Source organism: Caldifermentibacillus hisashii (assembly GCF_039654145.1).
Classification (GTDB): domain Bacteria; phylum Bacillota; class Bacilli; order Bacillales; family Caldibacillaceae; genus Caldifermentibacillus; species Caldifermentibacillus hisashii.
Genome location: NZ_CP155467.1, coordinates 3640386 through 3665640 on the forward strand (window position 1 = coordinate 3640386; position 25255 = coordinate 3665640).

Sequence of the window (25255 nt, forward strand, 5' to 3'; positions counted from 1 at the left end):
AATAAGGCAAAAAAATATTTTGACAATTCTTCTATTAAGCTATTATTAATTTATCAAAATTTGGTTGGATTGGATACTATTTTTTTGACAATTTACGATTAATTATACACTTTTTCGCCAAAAATTTTAAGCATTTATTTTTTCCAAATCTGGCAGAGTTGTAATTTCGACTTTTTCAGTTTAAATCCATATTCCCTTGCAAATAAGCGTTTTCTTTTTTATGGTTTTTGGTAAAATATGAAGTAAGTCTTAAAATAGAATTTAATATTGTTTAAAATAAGGGGAATTTATATGGACAATAAAGGAAATACACGGCTATACCAAAAAACAAAAAGAAAAAAACGAAAGCGACTAGTTATTTTATTGCCTTTCCTAATCATACTTATATCAATATTATCATACGGGGGTTTTTTATACTGGAAAGCACATTCGGCTATTTCCGACTCCTTTGAGGATATTGGTAGAAATAAATCTAATTTACGGGAAAAAATTGTCGATCCAACAAAAGATAATATTTCTATTCTTATTATCGGTGTAGACTCAAGTGAGGCAAGAAAAGAGAGAGGGAATAATTTATCTGACACACTAATGTTGGCAACATTAAACAAGCATGAAAATAGTGTAAAGTTATTAAGTATTCCAAGGGATACCTATGTTTATGTGCCTGCAATTGGTGAAAAAACAAAAATTAACCACGCCCATTCAAAGGGTGGAGCCAAAGCAACAATCGAAACGGTAGAAAATTTATTAGAAGTACCGATTGACTATTACGTTAGTATCAATTTCGAGGCATTCATCGAAATTGTCGACGCATTAGGTGGTATAACGGTTGATGTTCCGTATGAATTTGCCGAACTCGATTCCAAAGAAAAATCATTAATTTTTCTTAAACCCGGTGTTCAAAAATTAAATGGTGAAGAGGCACTTGCTCTGGCTCGAACAAGGAAATTGGACAACGATATCGAAAGAGGGAAACGCCAGCAGGAAATTATTAAGGCTATCATTAAAAAGGCTGTTTCTGTTGGTTCAATTACTAAATATGATGATGTCATCGAAGCAGTTGGAAATAATATGAAAACTAATATGACATTTGGGGAAATGCGTGGTTTAGCTTCCTATGGACTTAATGATAAAAATTTAGCGATTGAATCACTGACATTAAAAGGATCCGACTATAAACCTGGAAAAACATATTATTACAAATTGGACGAGGAATCTTTAGAAGAGACGAAACAGCTGCTGGTTAATCATTTGGAATTGGAAAACAGTAAAACAGTGATTAATGATGACAATATTAGTTCTGATCAGAATTAAAAGGGACGGCAAAATTTTTGGGAATCCTCAAGTCGAAAACACGACATTTGGATTCCCTTTTTATATTTAACCATGACGCTTACGATTATTTAACTCTCTTGGTCAGTCTCTTCAGTTTGTTCTAACAAATGCAAGTAATCATCCCTTAATATATTACTGTTATAAAAGTTGGATTTTTTTGCCAGCTCCTCATTTACAAAATTAAATTTATGTTCTTCTGTTATTGTTTTTTCTCCAGAAAATAGATTGGTTCCTAAACCCAGCCGGTCACCTTCAATGTGCACACCGATACTTGCTAAAATCGTCGGATACACATCAAGAGAAGTAAATGTTCTATTTTTTTCTTGAAGAGGAGTGGTCACAGAATTAATGAACACATTATAGATAGTCCGTTCATATTCATCCGATAAGTGTTCTTCAAAAAATTTCGGATCTTGCATACTTAAATGGTCACCTAATATGACTAAAGTGGTATTTTCATAAAACGGCTGTTGTTGTAACCATTCAACAAATTCTGCAACTTGTTTGGATGAATAAGCATACACATTTTCATATTGCGTTCCGTATATCTCTTCTGCCCCTTCTTCTAAATATCCATCCTGAAAATGCGTATTTGCCGTCAAAAAGGTAAAATTGAAAGTTTTATCTTGCTCTGCCAGTTCGGTAATTTCTTCCTTTGCCCAAGTAAAAAGATGTGTGTCGTCAAAGCCCCACCAAACGCGGTCACTTTCATCCATCTTCCCTTGTTCGATGGCCGTATTTACATCAAAAATTTTATAGTCCCCATGTTTTTTAAAATAATTGCTTCGACCGCCAAAATTTGCATCGGATCCTGCCATAAACTCCAAATTATACCCGGCCTCTTTCAGCACATCACCTAATGCATATGCCCCGGCCAAGAATTGGTCTGAGGATGTATATTCATTTCCATTAATGGGAATTTTTAAAGGCAGTCCGGTAGTCGTCGAAACAATTCCGGCTACTGTCCACCCGGTCCCTTCTACTTGATAGGCTCCACCTATTTTCTCGGTGTTCGAAAAGTTAATATGTTTCAAGGCTAAATTTTCTAATTCCGGAACAACTGAGTACTCCCAACCGCCGCCATTTTCTTTTGATATAAATGAGTTTTCCATCGATTCCATATATAAAATGATCAAATTTCTCTTTTGTTCAGGAAAAGTTAAGTTGACATCTGCCCCACCTGCATAGTTTTCTTCTATAAATGTCGAGTAATCTGTTAAACTAGCAACATATTGTTTGACACCAATTAAATGATAACCGGCAAACAGGGATAATACCAAAACAATAACCGAATAGGAAAAACGATATTTATATAGAGTTTTATTTGGAAAAATTGAAAAATGTAACTTTTTACGGTTAACATTCATTTCTATCATGTTGATTCGATCTTTGAACCGACATATTGGAAGTAGTAAAGCCAATAAAATCATGAAAAACGGGAACAAGCTTTTTTTAATGCCTGTTAATATTACATCTTTTGATGTACCTCCCACCCCATTAAAAAGATAAAATACCATTTCATCTACCGTTTGATCAGAAAAATAATTTCTAATATACAAGGAAAAAGATAATATAACTGAAGCGATTACAATGATGATTATGGCTAATATTCCCTTTTTCAAATGACGTTTATTATCCATTTTCCCGCTCCACTTGCAATTTCAGCTTCACATTTAATTCAATAAATCGGTAAGAGACAACAAGTAAAAGGGAAATAACCAAAGCCATCAAAGTATATTTAAATGTAAATAAACTTGTATAAATAAAGGAATCAGTGTTGAAAAAATAAATCAATATTCCATACATTACACAATTGGTAATAAGGGAAAATAATGCAAAATGGGTAACCGCTTCAAACAAATTCAAAGTTTTTCCGGATAACTTTGAATAAAACAGTAATGCAACAAGAGAAGGCATAACCAGTGACATAATTTCATTAAAACTCACCATTTTCCACCTACCTGTAATTCATATTCTGTAATTACCAACGATTCGTGATCAGTTGGTAAAATAAGGCGAATAATTTTAATGAAAGGGCTTTTAATTTTTTTAAAAAAAATTTATTCTTACGTAATCTTTTTTAGACTCCGTAAATAGCTTGTTCATAATACATTTACTCTATTTACAATTTATTATCCCATATTCCCATTAAAATCCCAAGAGAAATATTTGTAATATAATATTAATAAAGTTGTAAAAAATACATGTGTCATCATCACTCTATTAAAAAAACCCCAAGAATGACAAGACAGCATTCTCGGGATTATCTTTTTATTGTCAAATGAAAAGCTTCTTTAGTTTCCTTCTTCTTTTGCCTTTTTAAAAATAACAAACTTACTCGCGAAATAATTAAAAATAACAACCAACACATTGGCGAGAATTTTCGCCAAAAGGTTGTCTATTTTTAAAAGTTCAACACATACAATCATCGTCGCCAAATCTAAAAGATACGAAAGAAATCTAAAAAACATAAATGATGCTAATTCCTTGAGGAACGCTTGGATCTGCATGTCTTTACTGTTGAAAACATATAATTTATTGGTTATGAAGGCAAACAAAACCGATACGATCCAAGCAATCGTAGTAGCCAGTTTGTAGTCCATTTCAAGAATGTCATCAAACAACCAAAACGTAACGATGTTTACAAGTGTTGTCAAAACTCCAAAAATAAGATAGCTAATTATCTCCTTATTTAACTTCATGATTTTTCCCTACTTACTGATGAATGTATGTTTTTTCTTGATCTCTCGGCTTCTGGTTTAATTCCTTTTCTTCATTATACTCATCAACAAAATAAAGTGGTCGATGCTTTGATTCGTTAAAAATTCTTCCTAAATACTCACCGATAATACCAAGTGATAACAATTGAATTCCGCCTAAAAATAAAATAACTGTCATTAGTGATGGATATCCGGCAACCGGTTCCCCAAAGAGAAGCGTTTTAATTATAATCCAAATCATAAATGCAAAAGCTAAGGCTGATATTATTATACCAAAAAACGCTGACCAACGCAGAGGAGCTGTTGTGAAGGAGGTAATTCCTTCAATAGCCAGATCTACTAATTTTGCATAGTTCCATTTTGTTTCGCCTGCTGCTCTCGGATCCCGGTCAAAAAGAATTTCTTTTTTATTATAACCGATCCAGCTGAACATCCCTTTTGTATATCTTTGAGTTTCCCTTAACTGTTTTAATGCTTCGACACAACGACGATCCAACAACCGAAAATCACCGGTGTTTTCCTGAATTGGAATCCTCGTCATTTTTTGTAAAATTTTATAGTATGTAGCAGAAGTCCATTTCTTCAGCCACGTCTCTCCCGCTCTCGATCGTCTTTTTGCAAAAACGTCATCATAACCCATTTCCCAATATTTAATCATTTCCGGAATTAACTCCGGCGGGTCTTGCAGGTCGGCATCAATGATAATCACAGCATCACCTGTTGCATAGTCGAGCCCGGCAATCATTGCAATTTCTTTCCCAAAATTTCTGGATAAATTCACATAGGAAATACGGGTATCTTTTGCCCTTAAGTTTTTTATGATCGATAAAGTTTGGTCCTTACTGCCGTCATTGACAAATAAGATTTCAAACTGGTAGTCCGGAAGACCATTCATTACACCCTTCAATCGATCATAAAGTTGATCCAACACTTCTTCTTCATTGTATGCCGGGACGAGGATCGTTAGTTTTTTCACAGCTTGAAGCCTCCTTTTTCCAAGTCCATTATTATAATTAAACTACAAATCATAACTCTTCCTAATGATTACTTGGTTTTTTCTAAATACTATAAGAAGTATAGAAATAACCAAACTTGTTAATGAAATTATACAACCTATTAAAAAGCCCTTTGGTAAGTAACTTAATGTAACGTTATGTTCACCTTTATCATTATCTAAGCCAATGAATCCACCCGACTTAGTTATTTTTGTTTCTTTACCATCTATCTTCGCACTCCACCCTTCATCATAAGGTATAGAGAAGAAAAGTGTGCCCATTTTATCAGTTTTAATCTTTCCTGCTAAAGATATATCGTTATATTTCTTCAAATTAAACGCCGTTTCCTTTAATTCGCTAATCCTTTTTTCAAAAGATGGTATATCTAAAGTGTAAAAATAATGTTGAACTAGGTTTGTTTCCGCAACAGAAAACTCAATTTTTATAGCAACCTCTTCATTTGAAAATCCACCTAAGTCCAAAACTCTGTCATTATGAAATGTTGGATATATTCCAAGAGACTTTCCATTTACATAAATTGAAGTTTCCCCGTAACCCGGATATCCTTTTCCTGCATTTAACAATGTATATAATTGTTTATCCCCTTGAATGTTAAAAATCATTTCAATAGAAGCTTCCTGATCGGGATTCCCTTTTTTCACATGGATCACTGTACCATTTTCTGTAACAACTAGGTTATTATATTTCACTTGTACTGGTTTAATCTCTGTAAAGTAGCTAGCTTCTCCACCAAGAAATTTATTTTGATTTTCAAATGGATTATCATCATAATTACTAAACTCAACTTGAGACTTTTCCATCATAAAACCAATTGGTAAATAATTTTGATTTTCATATAATTTCGTTTCTCCAGTGCTTTTTATCAATTTAAATCCGTGTATATTTATTGGCTCACTAGTAACTACATACTTAAATCCAAGTAATGCATCCGATGTTAATATACCATTGCTTTGGGCAAGCGATCGAGCTCCAAGAGTTGTACTATACCCTAATTTATTCATAAAATCATGCAATTCACCATTTGCTAATGTATTAAAAATGTCCATTCCTTTATAGTTAAAACGTAGCCCATCATTTAATGTTAATTTAATCAACGAATTGACTCTATAAAACCCTTTATCTTCTTTAACAAGGCTATTGATTACATCATCATATCCAGTAACCTGAACATTATATTGATTCCTTGAATAGTTATACTCAGTATAACTATTCAAGGTTTTTATATGATTATAAGTATTCATGCTCAAATCAAAAAGCACAAAAAAAATTAATATTATATTTACAACCTTTCGGTACCCAACAAAAACTTTTGCATAAAGAATTGTTGTAAAAATAACAATCAAAATGATATTAAATAAAGCAGCTTTTAAAGACAATAAATCAGGAACAAGTTCAGGCAACAACACCAAAATAATAATTTCAGTAATTGCCACTTTAATCAAATTAGATAATTGTCCTTCATCAAAAGTATTTAAAGCTCTACAGGCCAGAAAAACAAGCAGGAACGATACAAGAAACGCAAATCGTTGTTGAAAACCGGATGGTTCTTGAAAAACATGCCAAATCATATTTAAACCATGCACTTGTAAACTGATTATCAAAAATAACATAAAAAAGAAATACAAAAATTTTTCCTTTAATTGTATCTTTTTATTTAGGAAAAATAATGGGAAAAGTAGTAATGTTAATATCCCCGTATAAACATTTGGTTTAAACAATAAGTTTTCACTACTATTAAAGAATTTAGCAAACAGCTCTGTAAACCTAATATCTATGTTAAAAAAAGTATTCCATTTAAATGGTTGGTAATCGTTAGATCCTAATTGAAAGAAAGTTGGTAGAGTAATAAAGGCAGAAATTCCTGCGGCCAATGCGGCACACAGCATAAATACAAAAAAGTCCTTTATAAAAGTTTTTAAATTAAATCGATTGACAAGCAACCACCTTATAGAGAAATATAGAAATGTAAATATCCCCACCATATAAGCAGTATAAAAATTTGAAATAAAAAGTATAGAAAGGCTGATAATTAATAGTTTGTATTTTTTCTGTAATAGGCCTTCTACTCCAAGAAGAACCAACGGCAATAGATATACTGCATCTTGCCACATTATATTAAAGAAATAACCAACAGCAAAACTACATAGAGCGTACATTGTCGAAAATAAAATTGTATTCATCATGTTTGACCTATGTGTTTTTGTTAAATAGAGGGACATCATCAATCCAGATAAGCCTATTTTAATTAATGTCATAAAAATAAATGCTTCAGGTAAATTATCACGGTCAAAAAAAGAATTACTAACGAAATTGGACTTGACAAATAATATGCAAACGTACCCCAAAAATTTAATCCCAGACCAGATTCCCATGTATATAGAAGACTTCCGTTACCTTTTAACACATCATATAAATGATTGTAGAATTGAATATACTGTGCGAATTGGTCAGTCATTAGCATTGAATGACTTCCAAAAGGATACACATGATAAACTACAAAGACCAAACCCATTATCAGTAAAGGAGTAAGAAATGCAATAGTATAAAGCAGATAATTCTTGACTTGTTTATTAAACATGTTTTACCTCGAACCCTTCAAAATTAAATCTCTTCTTAAATTAAAGTTCTTCAACAAAAACTCAGGCATTAAGTGTCATTTTCGTTTATAATTACACTGTTTTTACAACAATTGGAACCCCTGAACAACCCAGATATGAAGAATTCTAATAATGTTCAGGAATGGTATTACTGCATAAATATATAAGGCAAACCTATTATTTGGAATTATATTTTCTTTAGTAATTAAATTTAAAACAATTAATGCAAGAATTACTGAACAGACAGTTAATACACGATTTCCTGATGCATAAATTGTAGGTGAAAAAAAGATTATGACTAAAGTACTAATTGCTGCTAAATAACTAAATAACACAAAAAATTTATGATTTGTATTTTTAATACTAACTATCAATAATAATAATGCCCATATTATCCAAAATAAATAAGGAAGAACGCTTTTTATCATATCTTGTATTGTCCCTGTTTTATTGATAACAATATTTGCTATTGATTGAAAGTCATAAACGTAATTTTGTCCGATACCCAGAAGGTTTACTCCTGTGATACTTAATACTAAAAGAACAAAAAATTTAAAATACCAAGACTGATTGATTGTTTCTTTTTTAATACAGGATATGATAGTGATAATTGATAATAAAAAAACTAATGCTTTCATTTCTATGAAGAGCTTTTCAAATAGCCAAATCATCCCTAGAAAAATTTTGGCCAATACACTCATCTCATCGAATTGAGGATACCAATGATCAACCTCTATTTGCCACCTAACTCCATTTCCTGGTGCAAGTATCAAAATAAAAGTCCCAACAATTATGGTTCCAGTTAAAAGTAACATTTTTTTATCTATTTTAATTTTATTATAGATTAAACTACCGAGTGCTAAAATAGAAAAACTTGAAATACAAAGAGCCACTTGTTCTTGACTAATTGAGGCTAAGATTCCGAATAAAAAATAAAATGGATACATTCTTGCATTTGGAGTTTCATTTCTCAAAATAATATCAGCGTAAGGAATCATGCTTATTAATCCAAATGCAATTGGCCATGAATAGTTAAAAGTTCCCGTAATCCAAAAAAAACCATTACTAAGAATAGACGGACTAAAAAATCCTAAAGTAAGTAAAGCGAGCAATACATCTTTAAATTCAACTTTTCTTTTGAGTATCCTAACCAAACCATACGATAGCAGAATAATAATTATCGGATTAATTATTCGCCATAACCAAACCAGTTCATTGAGCATAGTATATAAAAGAAACTCGGGGAAAACACGACCTGTCCATCCTTCATAACGACTAATAATATATTCAATTAATCCATATTGCGAGGAGACCTCGGAAAACCAAAAATCATCACTTGCTAATTCAACTAAGAAATGAATAAAATAAAGTACTAAAATTAATACGGTATACTTAATGGCACTTGGGTTCTTTGGCTTTATTTTACCTATGTAACTAGACATATCTCTACCTGATCCCTCCTAGATAAGTCATTATATTTCACCAATTCCTTCGATTACCTATTAGCAGAAATTTTTACCTTTTTATTTTTTAATTTTAAAATCATAATATGCAACTGGTCCAAAATAAAGAATACTGAAAATAGATCCTTTGATAATCAAGCTCATGATAACTGAATGAATGGTAAAAATGGTGAACAGATATTTTAACAGTAAAACGACAATAAGCATGTAAAAGGTATAGACAATTAATATTTTTGGTATTCTCCATTTAATAAAGCGCTCAGATTTAAAATAAATAATCGCGGTATAAATGAAGTAACTGGCAAAAGTCACCCATGCTGATGCAACATACCCAAATTTCCCTACAAAAATAAAGTTTAGAATTACATTTACGATAGCCGTTATGGTTATTGCAATAACCATAGTCATAGTTGATTCCATCAGTTCCATGCCTTTATGACCGAGAATCGAGGCATTCCAAAGAACAAAGCCCATAACTAACGGCAACATTATCTTATATCCATCAATATATTGAGGGTCTAGTGCTATTTTAACAAGTTCATAAGCTATTAATGCTGTTCCACCAATAATACCAATCCCAATAATACCATAGATTCTTGTCATATTTTCAAGTGTTGGTACAATTTTATCCTTTTCATTTAGTGCCCAAAGTTTCATTATTAGCGGGAAAGCAGCTAATGTAATGGGCGCACTGATTAGTCCTGAAATTCCATTGATTAATTGGAAATTGGCTGTATATAATCCAACCTCAAAAGAATCCCGATAAATTTCGATAACAAACCGACTGCCAAGACTAATAAATTGTGAACAAAAAAACCAAATTGCCATTGGGATACCAAATTTCAAAAACTTTATAAAGGTCTCTTTACCCTTAGATAAGTCAGCTACATCTGTCTTCAAGTCTGTAAACAATAGTTTTTGAATCGGCTTCATCATAAGCAATAAAAAGAACAGATTTGAAATAGACTCAGCCCAGATTAATGCTAAAATATTCTTTTCAATAAAAACAACAATGAGCAGAGCTATTACCAACCTAATAGCAGGTCTGCCAATTTCTAAGATACGGTATAATTTTGTATTTAAACTGGCAGGAATCATAGGTAACAGGAGCGAGTAAAATGAATTTAAAACTATGTTTACAATTGCTGTAAATACCAACATTGTATTTTCAGGCACAAAAATAGCTGTATATCCCAATGAAATTATAGACGCAATAATAATTAAATACGTTTGTACTTTGATCGAAGTTTTAATTGCATAATTATACAGATGAAGTTCCTTCCGCTCAAAGTAATCCGAATAAAATCTTCCGACAGGCTGTCCGATCCATTCTGTTAAAACAGAAATGGCTGTTAATGTAACTGACAAAACTAACCCATACAATCCATATTCTTCAGGTGAAAAAATTCTTGTAAATATATACGACCATAAGAAAGAAATTAAAATCTAAATAATTTTAGCCGGTAAATAGGATAGAATGTCAATAATAAATTTTTTCTGAGAAGAATAATCTACTTTATCCAATCTATATTCTCCTTACGCTGTTAGTCTCTTTTAAAGCCTTAAAAATGAATCTTAATTAAATAGTCCCTCAAGTGTCTTTTCAAAAAGGTTGACGGAATTTTCCCAAGATAACTTTTTAATATCCGTATTTCCCTTAGTTGCCATCTTAATACGTAATTCATTATCGTTAAAAAGTCTTTCTATATTATTCACTAATGCATCAACATCTTTTACTGGTGAAATCAAAGCATTTTTATTATCTTCTGCATATTCAAAAACTCCCTGATAAGCAGTCGATACTAAGGCACAGCCACAGGCCATACTCTCTGCTCCCGTTAGTCCAAACCCTTCAATAACACTTGGAGTTAAATAAATTGCTGAATGGTTATAAATGGTTCTTAATTGTGATTGTGTGGCCTTTGTTGTATATTCAATCCAATCAGGCAATTCCTCAGGACGATCCGGGACACCAAATAGCCTTACTTCAACATTTGGATATAGCTCTTTAATTCGGTTAATCGCTTCTAATCCATATTTTGTACCCTTATGCACTTCTTTTCTATACATCATTGATATGGAATAAGGATTTCTTTCGGTTATCGGAATATCAATACCATAAATGGTAAGGTCGATGCCATTCGGTATATATACACTTTCCGAATGACTATGTTTGTCGACAATTTCTTTTAGCCACTTTGCTATCACAATATTTTTCATGTTTAACCCATAGGTTTCATATACTTCTTCGTCCGTATATCCCCAATTCTCAAAGTCCTGGATAAAATATACCTTTTTCCCTTTTTTGGATGAAAGTTGATGGACATCATGAACAGTTAGAATTGCTGTTGCAATAACTATATCAGCATCCGGCACTTCATGATCAAGTATTCCATTTGCATATATTTTTTTACCTTTTTATTAAGAAGAAACCACCTTGGATTTGTCTTAACCGCATAGTAACTTAATATCCTTCTTAAAAACTCTGGGAAATGATACCCTGTATATAACTGTTTACAGTCAAAGACAATTCCAACCTCATGGCCCTTTTCAACCAATCTGTTTGCATATTCAAAAACGATTTTATAACCCCCGATTGGAATTTTACTCGGTCCCGGTAAACAAAAGTTTATTTTCATATTTTTGCATCGCTCCTATTCTTAAAAAGGAATATCTTTCTTAATCTCATTTAATTTATTTATTTATGATTTCATGTTCATTTCTTCTTCATCATAATAAAACTAAAAACAATTTTTCTTAATTTGATTCCTCTACCCTTTAGTTACTATATAATTTTTTTCGTTATAATTCAATTCTACTCTTATAAAAATGGTACTTTTAATTTTCCTTTCGTAAGCCCGAAATAAAAAAATAAACGTACCTTCACGGTACGTACTACAAATAACCGTAAAACCATGATTTTTTAATCAGATTTACGGTTATTTTACACATTCTGCTTGGATCGTTTTTGACCAAGGCAAATAGTTGTTTATAATTTCTGGGTTTCTATGAATATCTAAATTTGGTAGGTCTCTCAGTAACTTCACTAGATACTGGTAGAAATCTACTCCATTCGCTTTAGCTGTTTCTGCGATACTTAGACAGATTGCGTTTGCTTTCGCACCAGCTTCACTTACGGAAAATAACCAATTTTTTCGACCAATTACATTCGGACGGATGGCATTCTCAGCGGGATTGTTATCAATTTCTATTCGTCCATCATCCAAGAATGCTTTTAGTCCATTCGCTCGATTTAGCGTGTATTCAGCTGCTTTAGCGAGCGCATTTTTTCCGTAGAATGGTGAGTTTTCAACCCAGGCAAGAAATTCATCAACTAACGGTTTCGAGTGCTTTTGGCGTTTTTTTCTTCGTTTACTTGGGGATAAGTGTTTAAATTCCCTTTCAAGACGAAATAATTCATCGCAATATTTTACACCAATTCGTCCGTTTTTACTGTCTGCTTTTAACCAATAACGTCTTACATGGGCCCAGCAATTAGCGAAGGTAATCCCTTCAATTTTGTCATAGGCTGAATACCCATCACAGACAATCGTTCCCGAATAATCTTCAATGAATCCTTCAAGAACGGATCGTGATCGTGATAATGAGCTGTGAAACAGAACGATTGCCGGACCTTGACAGGGCACACTTCGAAAAACCCAGTTATAAGCATTAGATTGGCCAGATTTTCCATCCGACCGATTGATAATTTGTCCATAAGTCTCATCGACGTGTAAAATGGACTTCTCCAACATTATATTCTTCATTCGCTCATATACGGGCAAAAGCCAGTCATGTGATGCTCGAATAACCCAATTAGAAAGGTTTTTATCATTCGTATTCAAGCCATAACGTTCCCACTCCTTTACCTGCCGGTAAAGGGGCAAGTATTGCACAAATTTATCATAAATTACTTTGGCAAGTACACTCGGACCAGCAATGCTTCGTTGAATCGGAGGTTGAGGTGATTTGCCACGTTTAATTTGGGCCTTTTGAGATAAATCCGCTTTGCAGTTTTTACATTCATATGCATGTTCAATATGTTGAACTTTTTCCATTCTTGCAGGTATAAATTCAGCCTCTTCACGTACGATTGTCGTACCTATTTCAGTCATTTGGCATTGACAACAATCACAAATCGTATTTTCCGGATGATAATGAATGGCCTTTACTTCGACATTTTCATGTAATGAATCATTTCGTTTTTTATTTTGAACTTTGCGTACAATAGTATAAGAAATCGTCTGTTGGCTTTGTTCTTCTGTGTGCTCAGAATCATTAAAAGACGAGTCATCGTCAAATAATGATATTTGCCCATCAGGTGTATTGTATTTAGATTTCTCTGTTTTTGATCCATATAAAAGTTTTGTTAAATAACGAACTTGCTCAGTTAGTGATTTAATCTGTTTGGATAATGCTTCATTTTGTTGATTAGAATGAGCCAATTGTTCTTCGAGAAGTCGAATTAATTTCTCGTTTTGATTCTGATTATTAGACGAAACATTAACCATACAATTCACAACCATTCGTTCAAATAAGATAGTTCTAGTATAGCACGTTAAGCATAGTGAATACAGCTTTAATTCAACTTTTTAAAAGAATTAAGAATTAAAATTGCCCTTTTTGAGAAGGTTGAATAGCTTTTGGTTACTGAATGGATAATCCTTCTAATAATCAGCGAAGTTCTTGTTGTGACAGATTTCGTACTTCCTTTTCGTTTCTTGGCCATTGAAGTTTTCCATTATCTAATCGCTTATAAAGCATGGCGAAGCCGTCACCGTCAAAATATAAACATTTATAACGATCTTTACTCCATCCAGAAAATAAGAAAATGGAATCACCATAAGGATCCAGTTCAAAGGAATCTTGAATGAGTGTTGCTAATCCATCTATTCCTTTTCTCATATCCGTTTTTCCACAAATGATATAGATATTTTTTACACTCGAATAATCGTGTCTCATAAATCTTTCAACTCCCTCATGATCGTTTGAATGATGTGCTCATCTATACCGTTGAAAAAGGAGATTTCAACTTTTCCAAACTTAATCGTACAAGTTGAATTTGAAGAGGAAACAGTTGGTTTTATGTTCGAAATATTTTCTGTATCGGAATGTAATGTTACGGGGACAATTGTTAATTTTTGTTCTGGCATATGAAAAGCACCTCCTTTGATTGATATGTCAATTTTAACAAGAGGTGCTGTTGATTTATATGCGTTGTTTAAATGGGGGCTTACGGAAATTTAAAATAAAGGAATAAATACTGCAAATAGATCAATATGAGGAAATTATCATTTTCCATAATAAAAAGAACCGAGTTATTTGAATCTCCTCGGTTCTTTTTATTAATTATTGTCATTTAAACTAAACTAATTTGCTGCAAAGTACTTTTCAATTCCATCAGCTATAGCTCTTGCCAATGTGTTTTGATAACCGTCATTAATTAATTTTTGACGTTCTTTATCATTATTAATATAACCGATTTCCAGTAAAGTTGCCGGAACTTCTGTTTCCCGGACTACCGAAAATGTTTGCCCAGCAATTCCATTATTACGTGCACCTGTATAAGATACCATCGTTTGTTGAATTGTTTTTGCAAGTTCAATACTTTTGGCTATCCGTTGTGGATCATTGTGAAAGAGTTCATTGATTTTTGACGGATAAGCCGGATCATATTGATAGTAATAGGCTTCAATTCCATTTTTTGAGTTTGCACCACTTCCGGTGGAATTGGTGTGTATACTCACAAAAATATCCGGATCTACATTATTTGCCATTTGAGACCGCTCAAGTAAAGGAATAAATACATCCGTTTCCCGTGACATATACACAGTATATCCGCGACTTTCCAATATGGATTTAACCTTTCTAGCAACTGACAAATTAATACCTTTTTCTTGGTAGCCTCCATAGACAGCACCGGGATCTGTTCCACCGTGTCCGGGGTCTAAAAATACAGTCTTTGATTTAATCCCTGCAGTGTTTGGATTGACTGCATCCCCTCGACCTTTTGGAACTAATTTAATTTCAATAGCTTCAACCTTTTTCCCAATTCCTACCGAACCGGAAACCATGCCATTTTTTGCCCAACCTAGCCAACCATAATCTTGGATATGTGTACGATAATATACATCAAAATAATTAGCTACTTCCCCGTTTATATTAATTTTAATTGCTTCCATTCGTTTTGCTAATCCAACAGTACCGGAAATTTGACCATTGGTTACCCAGCTTACCCACCCCATATCCTGAATATAAGTTGAATAAGTGATGGAGCCACCAATGGAACTGCTACCTTCTAAATTTATAGCAATTGCTTCCATACGCTTGTTTTGCCCAGTAGTTCCACTTGTATGACCATTGGAGGCAACTTTCATCCAGCCGTAATCTTGAACATGGGATTGGTACACAATTGTTGGTTTTAACAAAAATGGTTTCGAAGTGGAACCTGGTGCATTTCCACCCTTTTCAACCAATTTAACCTCAATTGCCTCTATTTGTTTGACAAGTCCTTCTGTTCCTGCTGTTTGACCATTTTTCGCCCAATCCATCCAACCGATATCTTCTACATGGACACGGTAGTAAATGTCAAAATAGTTAGCAATCTCACCAGTTAAATTAATTTTAATGGCTTCCATTTGTTTTCCTTGGCCAACCGTACCAGATATGTTTCCACCAGTTACGTTAGTTAACCAGCCCAAATCTTGAACGTGGGTTGAGTATATTATTCCACCTGGAAATGTCGTGGTATTTTTTAAATTGATAGAAATTGCCTCCATCTGTTTAGCTTTGCCCATCGTTCCACTCATTTGTCCATTTGAAGCAACATTTAACCAGCCGTAGTCTTGGACGTGGGATTGATAAACAATAGTTGGCTTAGAAAGGAACGGTTTCGTATCTGAAACAGGAGCAGGTCCACCTTTTTCAACCAAGACAATATCGATTCCTTCGACTTGCCTTACAAAACCTTCAGTTCCTGCATTTTCACCATTTTTTGCCCAACCTAACCATCCAGATTTTTCAGCATATACCCGGTAATAGATATCATAATGATTTGCAATTTCTCCGGTTAAACTTATTGATATCGCTTCGACTTGCTTATTTTTCCCAGTAGTACCACTTGTCTCACCATTGGATTTTGGTTCCATCCATCCAAAATCTTGAACATGTGTCTTATAGGAAATCCCACTATTAGGATATGGTGAATCCTCTAGGAAAACCTGGATTGCTTCGACTTGTTTCCCGCTACCAACAGTTCCCGAGGTTTCTCCATTTTTCGCTCTTTTCGGTAACCAACCAACATCCTGAACATGTGTTACATAAGAAACAGATGGTTTCTGAGATTCGGATACAGCTTGTGTTTTAAATAAATTAGCACCTTCTTGTTCCAAACTTTCACCCGAATTTAAAGAATCATATTCTTCTTTTGTAATTCTGACTCTATTGCCATTTGCATCCATCTTGTAGTAGTAAAGCCCTTGATCTTCCACCACTATACCGTTTTCATTAATCGTTTCTACTTTTTCAATGGATGATCCATTTTGGTTTACTGCTATAATAGTTCCTTTTTCAACCTTTAGTGAGTCAGATGGTTTTAGATGAAAATAAATATTTTCTGTATCAGAAACGGGAACTTTTAAAAATTCATCTTTTACATTAAGTATGATATTTTTCGTTTGACTTAATGAATCTTTATTAATTTTAATCATACCATTTGCGGATGTTTCTGATTCATCTGTCCAACCAGTTAATGTTAATTTTATGGATTCATTAATAGTGAATTCCTTTTGTTCACCATTATAATGAATCAAATAATAAGTTGATCCGGTCTTAAGGCCTCCTACTGCTGAACTATCGATTGCATAGGCAACATGTCTTGTTGGGTGGATGACAAAAGTCATTAATAGTGCACATACAAGTAAAAAGTAAATTTTCTTCACCCTCATGAACTCTATTATAACCCCCTTTTTTAATTTTAATTTTTGTTAATACATAGAAACTTGATTCAAAGCTATGTATTTCAACTTAAATTTTAACATAATAAACTACTATAGGCACTATAAATTTCCTAATAAAATAGACCTATTAATTAGGTGTATCTATTCCGTCTGAAACAAACTGGCATTCGTTGTTTAAAATAAAAAAAGTAGTACAGAACATTTTGGTTGTACTACTTAATAATGATTATATTATTTATATTTTGGAACATCGAATACGAGTGTAAAATTAACTAGTTGATCATAAATTTGTTTTATTCGATAAGTTTGTTTTACAGCCCAGCCAATATCTGTAGCATATTGATGTGATGGATAATTATTTGCTGCCATAGCTTGCGGGTTCCATCTCATCTCATATAGAGTATCTTGACCTGCGTGAATATAGCTAGCAGCAATAAAATTTGCACCTTCTATGATTGCAGTGTTAGGGTCAAACCAGCCTTCTTGATAAGCTTTTATTGAACCTCTTGTATCCGGTGCTGAATCCACTGCACCAATTCCATACATATTATAGATTTTTTTAATATTTGCTGCTTGACTTCTATCAAAATTAGTAGCTTCTGTATATTTCCATTCCATCGTTCCATTACCATCAAAATCCTTATATTCTGCTATATAAGTTTTTGATGGTTGGAATGATACCCATTTTCCAGCACCTGTTTTCGAATCATAATAGAGTTGACCAACTTCTATATTACCATTGGACAAATTAGAATTTCCTTGCCCTGTTTCTAACAATGCATGGGATATTAAGTAGACTTCATTTACATTATATTTTTTTCCAGCTGTAATAAACGCATCAGCTCTACCACTTAAAATTCCTTTTCCATTTAATATTTTTGTATTTATTTCATTAGCATCCAAGTTCGCAGTATTTGATAGTTTGAGAAATTGAAAGTATTCAGTTGTTCCTTCAGCAAAGTTGCTCGGATTTAAATAGTACCCAACATCTGCAGGGGTTGCAGTAACCCAAGTACGATGTTTAAACTCAATCGCATACCACTCATTCACTTCTGCAATAATCTTAACAGAGTCACCATTTTTCAATTTTCCTATTGCAGCATAAGAAACTCCAGGACCTGAACGAACATTCAGGTGGGAATTAGGCTCAATATTGATTACTTTATTATCTTTTATATAGGTTTTATCAACGTATGCATATTGTTTATCCGTTTGTGGATTAACTTTCATTTGCACGTTAATTGCATTGTTCAGTGTTAGATTATAACTAGTATGGGAAATATTTTTCGATTTAAATGATTCTGATTCGCTAACAGGTTCACCAGTTCCTTTTGTTACTAACTTAATTTCAACAGCTTCTACTTGTTTTGAAAGTCCACTGGTGCCAGCCTTCATTCCATTTTTTGCCCAGCCTAACCAGCCATAATCTTGGACGTGGACACGGTAATAAACATCGTAGTAGTTTGCTATTTCACCGGATAATTGAATTTTTATAGCTTCCATCTGCTTACCTTTTCCAGCATTTCCTGATTCGGCACCGTTTAAAACATTATTTAACCAGCCGTAATCTTGCAAATGTGCTGAATAGACAATATTTCCGCTAAAAGGGGAGTTTTGCAAACTAATTTTTATGGCTTCTACTTGTTTATTTTGTCCCTGTGTTCCACTAGTTGCACCATTTGATACAGGTTTCATCCACCCGTTACTTTCCACATATGTGGAATAAGAGACCGAAGGCTGTGCAAGGAATGGTTTTTCTGTTGAGCCTGGTGCTGCCTTTCCTTTTTCTACTAAAACAATCTCAATAGCTTCCACTTGTTTGCCAAGACCTTCAGTACCAGCAGGCGCACCATTTTTTGCCCAACCTAACCAACCAAACGTTTCGGCATGTACACGATAATAAACATCGTATTTCTGAGCCATTTCACCGGTTAAGCTAATTTGAATAGCCTCTACTTGTTTATTTTGACCGGTTGTTCCACTTATATTTCCATCAGCAACTAAATTTTGCCAGCCTATATCTTGCACAAATGTCTTATAGGAGACACCACCTGCATAAGCTGTGTTTTTCAGCGAAATCTTTATAGCTTCTACTTGCTTCGCTTTTCCTTGGGTTCCGCTCATGGCACCATCTTTCACTTCATTCATCCAGCCATAATCTTGTACATGGGTGGAATAGGTAATCGATGGTTTTGTTAGGAACGGCTTTTCTGTAGAACCCGGTGCTGCTCCACCTTTATTCACAAGGACAACTTCAATCGCTTCTACTTGTTTATTCATTCCTTGTGTACCGGCAGCTTCACCATTCTTTGCCCAACCTAACCAACCGTATGATTCAGAATAAACACGATAATAAATATCGAAACGGTTTGCCATTTCATCCATCAGCTTGATTTGAACGGCTTCTACTTGTTTGTTCTTTCCAGTTGTCCCACTTACGGTACCATTTGAAACAAAGTCTTGCCAACCTATATCTTGAACGTGGGACTTATAAGAGATTCCACCTGAGTACGGAGAATTTTTTAATGAGATTTTAATCGCTTCGATCTGTTTCCCAATCTTTCCACTGGTTACACCATTCGAGACAGAATTCATCCAGCCATAGTCTTGTACATGGGTGGAGTAGGTAACGGCCAAATTATTTATGAACGGTCTTGTTGTTGATCCAGGAGGTGCCTCACCTTTTTTTACAAGTTTCATCTCAATTGCTTCCACTTGTTTAGCTAGACCTTGCGTCCCAGCAGCTTCACCATTTTTCGCCCAATCTAACCAGCCATAGTCCTGAACGTGAACTCGATAATAAATATCGTATTGATTAGCAATATCACCGGTCAATTCAATTTGAACAGATTCAATTTGTTTATTTTTACCTGTCGTACCACTGATTTTTCCATCAGAAACATAATCTTGCCAGCCTATATCTTGAACATGAGACTTGTACTTAATTCCGCCGGTAGCATTTTCTAAAGAGATTGTAACGGCTTCAACTTGTTTTGCTTTTCCCACGGTACCTGCAATTCCACTGGAAACAGGTTCTTGCCAACCAATATCTTGGACATGAGTAGCATATTTTAAAGTTGGCGTCACTGCTGTTGCACTAAAAGTGGTTAATGCACTCGATTGTTGTTTAGCTGTTGGAGATTTTTCAACTGTACTACTATTATCGGGTGATTCGATTGTATTTATAGAATCATATTCATCTTTTGTTATAGCAACCTTTTGATTCTGTTCATCCGTTGAATAGTAGGTTAATTGAGATTCTCCAGTAATAGTGCCATTTTCACCAATAGTCTCAACTTTCTCAATGAAAGTTCCATTTTCGTTTTTAGCGACAGTTGTGACTTTGTTAACTTTCAAGAAATCTTCCGGTGATAATTTGTAAAAAAATCCATCTTGGCCTGGAATAGAAATCTCCTTCAATTCACCAGTTACTTCCAAGATAATCTCTTCTTTTTGATGAATAGAATTGGAATGAATATCAACTTCTCCACTCACAGTTGTTTTGGATTCATCCGCCCAACCTAACAGTGTCAAAGTTACATACTCATTAATGATAACTTTCTGTTCTTCACCATTATAATAGATGTCGTAGTAACTTGGCGAATCTCCCGTGCTTGTGGGACCAGCATTTTCAACAGCATTAGCGATGATCCCATTCGAAACAAAGGAAAGGCACATAAGCAGTGCACTAAATAATATTAAGATTTTTTTTAGTTTAACCAATCTTTCTATATCCCCCCTTAATATAAATGGTCATGAGAGATAGACTAAATTACTAATCTATCTTTCATGTATGATAATGCTATTTTACCATATTTGGTAATATTGGACACATAAAAATCATTACAATTTCCTAGTCCTAAATGCTTATTTTCTCATAATCTATTTATACCCATTCTTTTGATTAAGATTTTTTACTTCTACCACCGGTTACCATATCCTGAACTTTACTTACTTCTTCATCAGAAACAATGTAATAATATACTCCATTAATAGTATCATCTTCACCCTGAACCATGTAACCATTGATATTATTTACTACATTTTTATAGTTAACAATTAACTTTTTTATCTCATTAAATTTAATATTTGTTATCATGTTTTTCCCTAGAACATCAATTAGTCCATTAATTTTTGTCACTGTTGCAAAACTTGTGCCTTTGTCAATAATTGCACGTATAACTTTTCGTTGTCTTTCAGTTCGGCCAAAATCACCAGTTGGATCAAGATGTCTCATTCGCACATAACCAATGGTCTTAGCTCCATCTAATTGAATTTTCCCCTTTTTGAAATGATACCCTTGTTTATAAAATCCCTCATCATACCATTCGATTTCATTATTAACGCTAATACCTCCAATAGCATCAACTAGATCAGCTAACCCCTCCATATTGATTTGGACATAATAATCTAAATCAATATCCAAAAAGTTTTCCACAGTTTCAATAGCCATATCCGGCCCACCATACGAAAATGCAGCGTTTATTTTATCTTTTTTTCCCTTTTTTGCCATAACTGTCCTTGTATCACGAGGGATACTGACCATTGTCAGTTTTTCCTTTTTAGGATCTAAAGACATCAATATAATTGTATCAGAGCGTGAACCTTCAACCTCTTGACGTTCGTCCACACCGAGGAGCAGTACATTAATTATTTCTTTATTTTCAATCTTTGATTTTGTTTTTTGTCATCGATTGAATTAAGATTTATATTCATTTCTTCAGTGACTGTTGTTTTAGCATGGTTGTAAATCGAAAATATATAAGTTATTGTAGCTGCTGTTATTAAAAAAAGGAGCGTCAATGTTATTTTGACCCATTTTCTCAGCCGCCTTCTTTTTCTTTTTTTTCGGACTCTTATTCTTCCTTCCATATCTTGTGACAATTTCATCACCCTAAACATCAAAAAAATTTTAACAAATTTATTTTAGCATTTAGCATATGTTTGTGTATGAAATAATTTTATTTATTGCTTTTATAAGTAAAGAAATGTTTGTACAATATAAAAGTACATCTATATAACCAATCTACATAAAATATAAAGTTTAAATCCAATTTCAAAATTAAATCAAATACATTTAAAGAAGGTATGAAAATACAATATGAAAAAATTATTATCCAATTACTTATTTACAGTTATGTACCAGTTACTATTATTGATTACACCTTTTATAACAACACCATATGTCTCACGAATCCTTAAACCGGAAGGAATTGGAATTGATGCTTATGTAACATCAATGGTTCAATTATTTACTGTTTTTATTACATTGAATTTACCATTATACGGCAGCAGACAAATCGCTTCTAAACAAAATCAAACACAAGTTTCAAAAGAATTTTGGTCGATTTTTTCTTTTCAACTTTTCATGTCTGCTTTGAACATAATTGTTTATCTAGGATTCACCAGCTTATATGCACAGTATAAAGCTCTATTTTTCATACACATTTTTACATTATTAGCTTACAGTATTGATATTTCTTGGTATTTTTTCGGCAAAGAGCAAATTAAAAGAGTTTCTATTCGTAATATGCTTGTAAAAATCACAGGTATCATCCTTATTTTTTCGTTTGTAAAGGATTATAATGATTTGAATGTGTATATTGCCATCAATGCAGGAACCCTATTTCTGGGACAACTTGTTATGTGGATTCCATTGTTCAGAGAGATATCTTTGGTTAAAATAACTTTCAAAGACGTTGTACATCACACCAAACCTATTTTGGTCCTGTTTTTACCACAAATCATGATCCAAGTTTATTCGTTGGTGAACAAAATTATCCTTGGAAATATATCTGGAGAAGTTGAGGTTGGCTTTTTTAATCAAGCCTATAAAATTATCGCGCTCGCTTTAGGTGTTATTTCATCACTAGGTTCTGTCATGTTGCCGAGGATGGCTTCGGAATTTTCCCGAGGGAATAAAGAAGAAATGGAAAAGTATGTGGATTTTTCTTTACAGTTTGTTTTATTGATTACATTACCGATGACTCTTGGGATGATGGGCATTGCACCAAATCTTGTGTCCTGGTTTTTAGGTGAAGGTTTTTATCCAGTCGTCCAACTATTAACCATTATGAGTCCGGTTATCTTTTTTGTCGGTTTAGCAAATGTATTTGGGATTCAAATATTAATCGGAACAAATCAACAAAATAAATATACCATTGCAGTTACAACAGGTGCGGTAATAGCACTAATCGTAAACGTTCTTTTGATCGGTTCACTTGCGAGCACAGCCACTGCAATCGCATTGTTGACTGCCGAGGCAACCGGAGCACTATTACAGCTCTATTTTACAAGAAATTATTTTAGTTTTAGGAAATTCTTTAAAATGATATTCAAGTACGGATTATTAGCAGTTATTTTATTCCTTTCTGTTTGGGTTTCAGGTAAAATTTTTAATTTCCCCGCTGTCCTATTAACTTTTGTACAATTACTTATTGGTGCTGCTGTATATTTTATCGGCCTAGTATTAATAAAAGATTCATTTATAATGAAAATATTTACCGTTTTAAAACAAAGGCAGATGCGGCGAAGTAAATAATCTGCGTTGAGTGACGTATATCTGTTCATATTATAAATTATTCTTTGTAGTGAAAACGGTCAAAGAATTTATCTCTGACCGTTTTTTCTATTTGATCTATAATGACTCTTATGTTTTTCTTTCAGTTCTGTACCACTTCATAAAATGCTCATATGTTTCACTTAAAAAACGAGTATATTCACTAAAAGGTATGTCGTATTTATGTTTAAGTTTACTGATTAATGGTGTTATTGCCCGATCAAAATAAATAAAAAATAGACCAAAAATATTCATTTTATAATATTTCACCAATAAATACATTTCACTTTTCAACATTTCTGTATCTACAAATAGGTTTACTTTTCCGGTAGTTAGGCCATGGTAATGAACTATTTTTGCATTCGGTAAAAAGTACACTTTATAACCATGACTTTTCATTTTAAAACAGAGAATGTCTTCTTCATAATACAAAAAAGTATTTTCATCAAACAGACCAACCTGTTCCAACATCTTACTTTTTGCCATAAAACAGCAGCCGGAAAATTTATGGATTAAAATTGGCTCTTCCTTTATGGATTCACCTGATAAATAAAGTTTCCTTCGAAATTTCAATCTACTGTTTTTCGAAGTTAATAATTGAATTCGAGTATTGTACAAAAAGTAATTTTTCTTACTCATCGGTTTTAATGTCGGTACGTTTTGAAATTCCCCGTTTGGCGATAATATATACGGAGCAGCAACTGCAGCATCCGGATTATTGACAAGAAACGAATACATATTATTGATACTATCATCCAAAAATATTACATCATTGTTAACAATCGTGACGATGTCGAATCCATCCCTTATTGCCTCGCGTATACCGATATTGTTTCCAATGGCATAACCATAATTTTCCGATTGTATCAACTTAACCTTCCCATTATTTTCATATTGTTCTTTAAGCCTCTGGTATGATTTATTCTTTGATCCATTATCAACAATATAGATTTTATATTCTTGCTTACATGTTTCAAATATGGAACCAACACATTTTAACGTTTCTTCCCACGTATTGTAATTTAGTATTACGAAAGCTAACATTTTTTCATCTCCGGAAGCTCATATTCATTATTAACTAAAATTATTGTTAATTACCGAGATAGCCTTTGTCAAGTACACATTTCTATAAAAAGCGAAAGCCAACATTTATCCAAATAAATATCACTTTAAAAAGATTTATCATCGGCATACAAGAATATAGAAAAATTAGAAATTTATTTATTATAAGTTTATTTTCATAAATAATATTTAGCATATTTAAAGAAATGATTATTGCAAAAACGGAAAAAACCTTGTTACCTGAAGCGTATATTGTTGGTGAGAAAAACATAATTATTAGCGTACAGAAGGAAGCAAATATAGTAATTAAAGTAAATATCTTTTGGTCAGAGTTTTTTACTTATCAGATACTTCTGCAAAAAAGAAATCGTCTCCCATAAGCGTTACCGTAAAATGTAGGGAATATAAAACATATAAAGAATTATATATTTGATATATTAATCTGCTTTCTTTCTTTTAAATCCATGTTTACTTCCTCCCTTTCGATAATTACCTAGTTATATTGCTCTTCTTGCTAAAATTTTTTGTTTAAAAAGTTCATCTTT

At 33.1% G+C, this 25255-nt stretch carries 16 protein-coding genes and 1 pseudogene; 2 read left to right on the top strand and 15 right to left on the bottom strand.

The window, feature by feature from the left end:
• Window positions 1-291 precede the first annotated feature (291 nt).
• A complete protein-coding gene (locus tag NSQ14_RS17470; protein WP_343127095.1) occupies window positions 292-1314 on the top strand; it encodes an LCP family protein in 1023 nt (340 codons plus the stop codon).
• Window positions 1315-1403: 89 nt separating this feature from the next.
• Here the strand turns inward: NSQ14_RS17470 and NSQ14_RS17475 are convergent, their stop codons facing one another.
• The 14 genes and pseudogenes from NSQ14_RS17475 to NSQ14_RS17540 all read right to left on the bottom strand — a co-directional run bounded on the left by NSQ14_RS17475 (window position 1404) and on the right by NSQ14_RS17540 (window position 21719).
• Window positions 1404-2975, bottom strand: a complete 1572-nt coding sequence (locus NSQ14_RS17475; RefSeq protein WP_346216640.1) for an LTA synthase family protein — start codon at window positions 2973-2975, stop codon at window positions 1404-1406.
• On the bottom strand, window positions 2968-3282 hold the full coding sequence (locus NSQ14_RS17480; RefSeq protein WP_034773111.1) for a hypothetical protein: 315 nt from the start codon (window positions 3280-3282) through the stop codon (window positions 2968-2970). Before NSQ14_RS17480 ends, NSQ14_RS17475 begins: the two co-directional genes overlap by 8 nt.
• Before the next feature lie 347 nt (window positions 3283-3629).
• A complete protein-coding gene (locus NSQ14_RS17485) occupies window positions 3630-4037 on the bottom strand; it encodes a GtrA family protein (RefSeq protein WP_346216641.1) in 408 nt (135 codons plus the stop codon).
• Between the two features lie 13 nt (window positions 4038-4050).
• Window positions 4051-5031: a glycosyltransferase family 2 protein gene (locus NSQ14_RS17490; protein ID WP_346216642.1), complete on the bottom strand. Its 981-nt coding sequence runs from the start codon at window positions 5029-5031 to the stop codon at window positions 4051-4053.
• Window positions 5032-5073: 42 nt separating this feature from the next.
• Window positions 5074-7649: pseudogene (locus tag NSQ14_RS17495) on the bottom strand (YfhO family protein).
• A 102-nt stretch (window positions 7650-7751) separates the two neighbouring features.
• A complete protein-coding gene (locus tag NSQ14_RS17500; RefSeq protein ID WP_346216644.1) occupies window positions 7752-9110 on the bottom strand; it encodes a DUF6056 family protein in 1359 nt (452 codons plus the stop codon).
• Between the two features lie 81 nt (window positions 9111-9191).
• Window positions 9192-10577, bottom strand: coding sequence for a lipopolysaccharide biosynthesis protein (locus NSQ14_RS17505; RefSeq protein WP_346217134.1), 1386 nt, complete (start codon window positions 10575-10577; stop codon window positions 9192-9194).
• Between the two features lie 129 nt (window positions 10578-10706).
• Complete coding sequence (locus NSQ14_RS17510) at window positions 10707-11507, bottom strand: glycosyltransferase family 4 protein (protein WP_346216645.1); 801 nt, start codon at window positions 11505-11507, stop codon at window positions 10707-10709.
• Between the two features lie 563 nt (window positions 11508-12070).
• Entirely contained in the window at window positions 12071-13642 is a 1572-nt protein-coding gene (gene tnpC / locus NSQ14_RS17515) for an IS66 family transposase (protein WP_346216646.1), read from the bottom strand.
• A 163-nt stretch (window positions 13643-13805) separates the two neighbouring features.
• Window positions 13806-14093: an IS66 family insertion sequence element accessory protein TnpB gene (gene tnpB / locus NSQ14_RS17520; protein WP_346216647.1), complete on the bottom strand. Its 288-nt coding sequence runs from the start codon at window positions 14091-14093 to the stop codon at window positions 13806-13808.
• On the bottom strand, window positions 14090-14284 hold the full coding sequence (locus tag NSQ14_RS17525; protein ID WP_041846703.1) for a hypothetical protein: 195 nt from the start codon (window positions 14282-14284) through the stop codon (window positions 14090-14092). The genes tnpB and NSQ14_RS17525 overlap by 4 nt, the downstream gene beginning before the upstream one ends.
• Before the next feature lie 216 nt (window positions 14285-14500).
• On the bottom strand, window positions 14501-17077 hold the full coding sequence (locus tag NSQ14_RS17530; RefSeq protein WP_346216648.1) for an N-acetylmuramoyl-L-alanine amidase: 2577 nt from the start codon (window positions 17075-17077) through the stop codon (window positions 14501-14503).
• 243 nt (window positions 17078-17320) lie between these two features.
• The gene (locus NSQ14_RS17535) at window positions 17321-20812 is read right to left on the bottom strand and encodes an SH3 domain-containing protein (RefSeq protein WP_346216649.1); all 3492 of its coding nucleotides are present in this window, start codon (window positions 20810-20812) and stop codon (window positions 17321-17323) included.
• A 181-nt stretch (window positions 20813-20993) separates the two neighbouring features.
• Window positions 20994-21719: an LCP family protein gene (locus tag NSQ14_RS17540; RefSeq protein WP_346216650.1), complete on the bottom strand. Its 726-nt coding sequence runs from the start codon at window positions 21717-21719 to the stop codon at window positions 20994-20996.
• Between the two features lie 471 nt (window positions 21720-22190).
• On the opposite strand from NSQ14_RS17540, the gene NSQ14_RS17545 reads away from it, so the two are divergent.
• Window positions 22191-23630, top strand: coding sequence for an oligosaccharide flippase family protein (locus tag NSQ14_RS17545; RefSeq protein ID WP_095142339.1), 1440 nt, complete (start codon window positions 22191-22193; stop codon window positions 23628-23630).
• Window positions 23631-23738: 108 nt separating this feature from the next.
• On the opposite strand, the gene NSQ14_RS17550 is transcribed toward NSQ14_RS17545, so the two are convergent.
• Window positions 23739-24692 (bottom strand): glycosyltransferase family 2 protein, encoded by a 954-nt coding sequence (locus NSQ14_RS17550; RefSeq protein ID WP_108898906.1) that lies wholly within the window; start codon window positions 24690-24692, stop codon window positions 23739-23741.
• Between the last annotated feature and the right edge of the window lie 563 nt (window positions 24693-25255).

Excerpts from the sequence above, each read along its gene's own strand:
- NSQ14_RS17470 (WP_343127095.1), top strand. The coding sequence starts at position 292 with ATGGACAATAAAGGAAATACACGGCTATACCAAAAAACAAAAAGAAAA.
- NSQ14_RS17475 (WP_346216640.1), bottom strand. The coding sequence starts at position 2,975 with ATGGATAATAAACGTCATTTGAAAAAGGGAATATTAGCCATAATCATC.
- NSQ14_RS17485 (WP_346216641.1), bottom strand. The coding sequence starts at position 4,037 with ATGAAGTTAAATAAGGAGATAATTAGCTATCTTATTTTTGGAGTTTTG.
- NSQ14_RS17500 (WP_346216644.1), bottom strand. The coding sequence starts at position 9,110 with ATGTCTAGTTACATAGGTAAAATAAAGCCAAAGAACCCAAGTGCCATT.
- tnpC (WP_346216646.1), bottom strand. The coding sequence starts at position 13,642 with ATGGTTAATGTTTCGTCTAATAATCAGAATCAAAACGAGAAATTAATT.
- tnpB (WP_346216647.1), bottom strand. The coding sequence starts at position 14,093 with ATGAGACACGATTATTCGAGTGTAAAAAATATCTATATCATTTGTGGA.
- NSQ14_RS17525 (WP_041846703.1), bottom strand. The coding sequence starts at position 14,284 with ATGCCAGAACAAAAATTAACAATTGTCCCCGTAACATTACATTCCGAT.
- NSQ14_RS17530 (WP_346216648.1), bottom strand. The coding sequence starts at position 17,077 with ATGAGGGTGAAGAAAATTTACTTTTTACTTGTATGTGCACTATTAATG.
- NSQ14_RS17545 (WP_095142339.1), top strand. The coding sequence starts at position 22,191 with ATGAAAAAATTATTATCCAATTACTTATTTACAGTTATGTACCAGTTA.
- NSQ14_RS17550 (WP_108898906.1), bottom strand. The coding sequence starts at position 24,692 with ATGTTAGCTTTCGTAATACTAAATTACAATACGTGGGAAGAAACGTTA.